General features: G+C 77.3%; 4 protein-coding genes. All 4 read left to right on the top strand.

The genetic code is table 11. The annotated features are described in order from the left end of the window. Window positions 1-103: 103 nt before the first annotated feature. Entirely contained in the window at window positions 104-931 is an 828-nt protein-coding gene (locus ACFQ6N_RS29710) for a type VII secretion system-associated protein (protein WP_380655527.1), read from the top strand. Next, window positions 928-1,500 (top strand): type VII secretion system-associated protein, encoded by a 573-nt coding sequence (locus ACFQ6N_RS29705; protein WP_380655524.1) that lies wholly within the window; start codon window positions 928-930, stop codon window positions 1,498-1,500. The genes ACFQ6N_RS29710 and ACFQ6N_RS29705 overlap by 4 nt, the downstream gene beginning before the upstream one ends. Window positions 1,501-1,614: 114 nt before the next feature. After that, window positions 1,615-2,985, top strand: coding sequence for a hypothetical protein (locus ACFQ6N_RS29700; RefSeq protein ID WP_380655522.1), 1,371 nt, complete (start codon window positions 1,615-1,617; stop codon window positions 2,983-2,985). A 156-nt stretch (window positions 2,986-3,141) separates the two neighbouring features. Continuing rightward, window positions 3,142-6,585 (top strand): right-handed parallel beta-helix repeat-containing protein, encoded by a 3,444-nt coding sequence (locus ACFQ6N_RS29695; RefSeq protein WP_380655519.1) that lies wholly within the window; start codon window positions 3,142-3,144, stop codon window positions 6,583-6,585. Window positions 6,586-6,653 lie beyond the last annotated feature (68 nt).

Here is a 6,653-nt window from a genome sequence, read left to right as displayed (position 1 = left end):
GTGAACGCCGCCGGTGCGGCCCTCCGTGGACCCAAGGGAGGACGGGCACCCCGGCCCGCCGACCACCTCACCGCACCGTCACCACCCCCTGGGGGAAACGACCATGACAGCTGACACCGCCGGGCCCGCCGCCGCAGCGGACGTCCCCGTGCCCGAGCACGTCCGCGAGACGGCCCGGCTGGCCCCCGACCACTGGATCGGCGTGGTCGACCCGGCCTGGGCGGACGGCAGCGCGCCGCCGGAGTGGGCGGTGGCCGGCCACTGGCGCTCGGACGAGGCCGGCGCGACGGAGGAGTTCCGCCCCAACCCCGACTACCGGCCCTCCCCGAGGGCCCTCGGCTGGGCCGAGCCGACCGACCCGGTCGACGAGGCCGTCCAGCTCGCCGCGACCGGCTACGGCCCGGGCCAGGACGTGCTCGACCGCCTGGCCACCGCCCGGGTGGCCGTGCCCGTCACCCCCGGCGGCGAGCCGCTGGCCGCCGTCGACCCCGCCGGCGGGCCCGTCGTCCTGGCCTTCACCGCCGGCGGCCACTGGGCCGCCGGAGGCCGCCTGGGCCACCTCGTCCTCGACGCCCGCGAACTGCTGGAGCGCCTGCCCGAGGGGCACGGCATCCTGCTCAACCCCACCGCCGAGGCCATGCTGACCGTCGACCCCGACGCCCTGCGCGCGACCGTCGAAGCCACCCCGGCCGCTCCCGAAGTTCCCGCTCCCGCCGTCGAAGCCGCCGAGGCCGAGACCGAGGCCGAGACCGACGCCGATGCCGAGGCGGACGGTGCGGACCCGGACCCGGCTCCCGCTGCCGAGCCCGCCGAGCCCGCCGAAGCCGCCGACCCCGCTCCCGCCGAGGCAGCGGACGTGCCGCCGCCGGTCGAGGCCGCGGTGGCCTCCGCGTTCGCCATCCCCACCGTCGCCGGACCGGCGGCCCCGTGACCGGCGGCCCCGTGCCCGCGCCGGTCGGCGCGGCGCAGGTGCCCGAGCAGGTACGGGCGGCCGCCGCGGCGGCGCCGGGGCAGTGGATCTCCCTGGTGGACCCGCACTGGGCGGGCGAGGGCGCGCCGCCGCCGTGGGCGGTGGTCGGATCGTGGCGTGCGGGCGAGGCGGGCGTCGTCGAGGAGTTCGAGCCGAACGAGGAGTACCGGCCGTCGCCGACCGCGCACGGCTGGCCGCCGCCGACCGACCCGGTCGACGCCGCGGTGCAGCTGTCGGCGACCGGGTACGGGCCGCCCGAGGACGTCTACCGGGCGCTGGCGGCCGGGCCGCTCGCGGTGGCGGCGGACGGGGACGGCGGCCCGGGGAGCGTGGGACTGCCGGACGGGCAGTGGGTGGTGCCGGTCTTCTCCGACCGGTCCTGGCTGGCGGCGGCGGGCGACCCGCTGCATCTCGTCCTGGGCGCCGCCGAGCTGGCGGACCTGCTCCCGCCGGGCCACCGGATCGTGCTGAACCCGGGCGCGCCGGTGGCGATGCGGCTGGAACCCGACCTCCTGCGCGCGGCCGGCTGAACCCGGCGAGCCCCGCCGTCCGTGAGTAGGGGAGGGGCTGTTCCGTCGCGCGACCGGTGAGGTCGGTGCGGGCCGTCCCCGTCGGGCGTCGTCGTCGAGGGCCAGGGAGCCTGGGTGGGCAAGGAACGCAGCGCGCGGGAGAGTCGGCCGTCGGGCGGGGGCATCCAGCTGCCCGCCGTGGCCTGGGCCGTCCCCGAGCGCGCTCAGGAGTCGGGAACCGCCGGGCAGTCCGGCACGGGCACGGCCGCGGCCGGTGCCGCCGTGACGGCGCCCGCCGGGGTGGGCGCCGCCGGTGCGGTGCCCGCGATCGGGAATCCGGCGGCCGGGCAGGCCGCCGCCACCGCGCAGCAGGCCCGCGCCGGGGTGAGTGCCGTGCCCGCCCCGGCGGCAGCGGCCGAGGAGGAGGCCGCCCGGCGCCGCATCCCCAAGCCGATGGTGGCCGCCGCGGTGATCACCGGCCTGGTGCTGGTCGGCGTGCCGCTGGGCATCTCCGGGTTCGGCGGGGACGGCCCCGGCACCCCCGGTGCCGACGGCCCGCCGCCCGCCGGGTACTCCCAGCCGGACGGCGGCGGCGACGGCTACGTCCCGGGCGCCGACGGGCCCGGCAACCCGCCCGCGGGCCAGCCCCAGCAGCCGGGCCAGCCCGGCCAGCCCGTCGAGCCGGGCCAGCCGGCCGGCGGCGCGCCCGGCGAGGGCATCGTCCCCGCCGCTGCCGCCGGGGCCGCCGCCGCCCTGCCCGTCCAGGACCAGGGCGGCCAGGGCAGCGGCCAGGGCACCAGCCGCAGCGGCGGCGGCACCCCGGCCGGTCCGGGCACCGCCGGCGCGCCCCAGGGCGGCGGGCAGGGCACCGGCCAGGGCGGCGGCCAGGGCGCGGGCGCGCCGCAGACCCAGCCGCAGCCGCCCGCCGCCCAGCAGCCCCCGCCCGCCCAGCAGCCGGCCCCGCCCGTGACCAAGCCCACCCAGCCGGCCCCGCCGCCCCCGCCGCCGCCCAAGCCCACCTACAACGGCGTGGCGGGCCCGGGCTGCGGCGGCTCCACGTCGATGCAGCAGATCGGCTGGTACGACAAGGGCCAGGAGGGCTGGCGCAAGAACTCCGGCGGCTACACCGGCGACGGCTGCGGCGGCGGCTTCACCTCGGTGCCGATGTCCGGCGGCGCCAACGCGGACGACACCAGCAACTCCGTGGTGTGGACGTTCAACACCGGCTCGCTCGCCACCGGCACCTGCACCCTGTCGGTGTACGTGCCCAACGGCGACCTCAAGGCCGTCGGCGGCGCCCCGACCTACTACACCGTGCAGAACAAGTCCTTCGTGGTGAACCAGGTCGCCAGCCGGGGCCAGTGGGTCACCGCGGCCGGCACCTTCCCGCTCAGCGGCGGCAGGATCTCCGTGGTGATGCACAGCCGCGGCGAGGACTGGAACGGCGGCACCAAGACCTTCGCCCACCACGCCGCCTCCGCCGTCAAGGCCAACTGCACCGGCTGACCCCGCCCCGACCACCCCGGCCCGGCTGCCGGACCCCGAACCGTCCGGCAGCCCGACCCCGCCCCGACCCGCCCCGCGGCCCCACCAGCAGCACAGCCCCACCAGCAGCACAGCCCCACCAGCACCACAGCAACGAACGACGGAGGAGAACGCCCCATGACCCGCCATGTGCTGACGGTCTGTGCGGAGCCGCGTGACGGCGGCTACCGCACGATCGGCGCCGCCCTGGAGGCGGCCCGCAGCGGAGCGGTGATCAGCGTCCGCCCGGGCCGTTACGAGGAGAACCTGGTGATCACCAAGATGGTGACCATCACCGCCGAGGAGGCCCGCGGCAGCGTCCGCATCTCCCCCCGGCGCGGCGCCGTCGTGCAGGTCGTGGCCGAGGCCGTCCAGCTCACCGGACTGGTCCTCCAGGGCCAGGACGAGGAACTGCCCACCGTCGACGTCCCCCGCGGCCAGGCCGCCCTGGAGGACTGCGAGGTCGCCGGCAGCTCCTGGACGGCCGTCCTGACCCGCCAGCAGGGCTCGCTGGCGATGCGCGGCTGCCGCGTCGTCAACCCCGCCGGAGCCGGCATCGTCGAGACCTCCACCGGCACCAGCGTCATCGAGGACTGCGTCATCGAACACCTCGGCAGCTCCGCCGTGGTGATCGGCGAACGCTCCAACCCCGTCGTGCGCGGCTGCGTGCTGCGCGACGCCCGGGGCAACGGCGTGTGCGCCAACGGCGAAGGCCGCGGCTCCATCGAGGACTGCGAGATCTCCGCCACCGACAAGCCCGGCATCGCCCTGGAGGAGAACAGCTCCACCCGGGTGCTGCGCACCACCGTGCGCGACGCCTCGATCGGCATCTACGTCAGCTCCGCCGCCCAGGTCCTGCTGGAGGACTGCACCGTCAGCGCCACCCGCGGCCACGGCGTGGTCCTGGCCGGCGGCACCGACCCCCTGGTCCGGCGCTGCCGCACCCTGCGCACCAAGGGCCACGGCATCCACGTCACCGGCCGCTCCCGGGGCCGCTTCGAGGAGTGCGAGGTGGCCGGCGCCGAAGCCACCGCCATCCTGGTGGACGAGTCCTCCAGCCCCGTCCTGACCCGCACCGCCGTCGGCGACAGCGCCGGCACCGCGGTGGAACTGACCGGCGAGAGCGCCGCCGAGTTCGACCGGCTGGAAGTACGCGGCGCGGCCGGCGCCGGGGTGAGCGTGCGCGACGGCGCCAACCCGCTGCTGCGCCGCCTGGACGTCGCCGAGGTGCGCGGCCACGGCGTCGAGGTGCTGCGGGAGGGCCGCGGGCGGCTGGAGTCCTGCGTGCTGTCCGCCACCGGCCGGGCCGCGCTGCACGTCGCCGACGGCGGCAACACCCAGGTCGGCGGCACCACCCTGCGCGGCACCGCCCCGGCCGCCGGCCCCGCCAAGGCCGCCCCCGTCACCGGGGTCGAGATCGGCCCCGGCGGCGTCGCCTCGCTGCGCGACTGCGACGTCGCCGAATGGAGCGGCGAGGGCGTCCTGGTCGAGGACGGCGGCGAACTCACCATGGCCCGCGTCCGGGTGCACGGCAACCGCCGCCACGGCGTCCTGCTGGCAGCGGGCGGCCGGGCCGCGCTGACCGGCTGCGAACTCAACGACAACGCCGGTGACGGACTGCGCGTCGACTCCGACGAACCGGTCCGGGTCACCGGGTGCACCACCGCCGGCAACCGCGGCTCCGGACTGCGCCAGACCAGGGCCGGCAGCCGGCTGGCCGTCCAGGACCTGACCAGCCGGGACAACGGCCGCGCCGACAGCCACGGCAGCGCCAGCGCCGGCGCCGAGGACGGCCCCGCGGCCCTGCGCCCGGCCGGCGCGCCCGGCGCCGACGGCACCGGCCCCGACGGCCGCGCCGAGGACGCCGGAGCGGACCGGCACCCGGACGCCGCCCTGCCGCCGCCCGAGCCCGAGGGGCCGCAGGCGGCCCTCCAGGCCCTGGTCGGCCTGGAGGGCGTCAAGGACCAGGTGGCCACCCTGGTCAACCTCAACAAGCTGGCCCGGCGCCGCGAACAGGCCGGGATGCCCGCCCTGCCGATGGGCCGCCACCTGATCTTCGCCGGGCCGCCCGGCACCGGAAAGACCACCGTCGCCCGCCTCTACGGCGCCATCCTGGCCGAACTGGGCGTGCTGCGCAGCGGCCACCTGGTCGAGGTCGCCCGCGCCGACCTGGTGGCCTCGATCGTCGGCGGCACGGCCATCAAGACCACCGAGGTGTTCCAGTCGGCGCTCGGCGGCGTGCTGTTCGTCGACGAGGCGTACGCGCTGTCCGCCGGATCCGGCGGCACCGGGCCCGACTTCGGCCGCGAGGCGATCGACACCCTGGTGAAGCTGATGGAGGACCACCGCGACGACGTGGTGGTGATCGTCGCCGGGTACTCGGACGAGATGCGCGACTTCCTCGCCTCCAACCCGGGCCTGGCCTCCCGGTTCAGCCGCACCGTGGATTTCCGCAACTACTCGCCCGAGGAACTGGTCACCATCGTCGAGCGGGCCGCCGGCGCGCACGGCTACGAGCTCGCCGACGCCACCGTCGAGGCCCTCGGGACGCACTTCACCCGCATGCCCAGGGGCGCGGACTTCGGCAACGGCCGCTCCGCCCGCAAGGTGTTCGAGGAGATGGTGGACCGCCAGGCGTCCCGGCTGGCCGAACTCGCCGAGGTCACCGACGCGGACCTGCCGCTGCTGCTGCCCGAGGACCTCGGCGCCGAGGCCGCCGCCGCGGCCCGGGCGGAGGCCGGCGCGGACGGCTCCGGCAGCAGCGAACTGCTGGAGCAGCTGCGCTCGATGGTGGGCCTGTCCGCCGCCAAGGAGCAGGTCGAGAACCTGGTCAACCTGATCACCCAGGTCCGCCGCCGCGAGGAGGCCGGCCTGCCCACCGCGAAGATCAGCCACCACCTGGTCTTCGCCGGGCCGCCCGGCACCGGCAAGACCACCGTCGCCCGCCTCTACGGCGCCCTGCTCGCCGAACTCGGCGTCCTGCCCGGCGGCCAGCTCGTCGAGACCGCCCGCGCCGACCTGGTCGGCCGCTACATCGGCCACACCGCCCAGCTCACCCGCGACGCCTTCGAACGCGCCCGGGGCGGCGTGCTGTTCATCGACGAGGCCTACACCCTCACCCCGCGCGGCGGCTCGGCCGGCGGCGACTTCGGCCAGGAGGCCGTCGACACCCTGATGAAGCTGATGGAGGACCACCGCGACGAGGTCGTGGTGATCGTGGCCGGCTACCAGGAGGAGATGCAGGGCTTCCTCGCCTCCAACCCGGGCCTGGCCTCCCGCTTCTCCCAGCAGATCGCCTTCGGCCACTACAGCGCGGAGGAACTCGTCACCATCGTGCGGATGCAGGCCGAGGAGGCCGGCTACGTCTGCGCCCCCGAGACCCTCGCCGCCCTGGCGCAGCTGTGCGAGGCCGTCCCGCGCGACCGCAACTTCGGCAACGGCCGCTTCGCCCGCCAGACCCTGGAGGCGATGGTCACCCGGCAGGCCGGGCGGCTGGCCCGGCTCGACATCGGCGACGTGTCGGAGCTGAGCCTGCTGCTGCCGCAGGACATCCCCGCGCTGCTCCAGGGGAGCGCGGTGTGACGGGCGGCCGGGCCCGGCCGCCCGTCGCCGCCCGGCCGCGGGCCGCCGCGCCCGGCCCGGCGCTGGCC

Source organism: Kitasatospora sp. NPDC056446 (genome assembly GCF_042796115.1).
Classification (GTDB): domain Bacteria; phylum Actinomycetota; class Actinomycetes; order Streptomycetales; family Streptomycetaceae; genus Kitasatospora.
The sequence above is the reverse complement of the archived record's forward strand: the minus strand, read 5'-3'. Positions and strand labels throughout refer to the sequence as shown.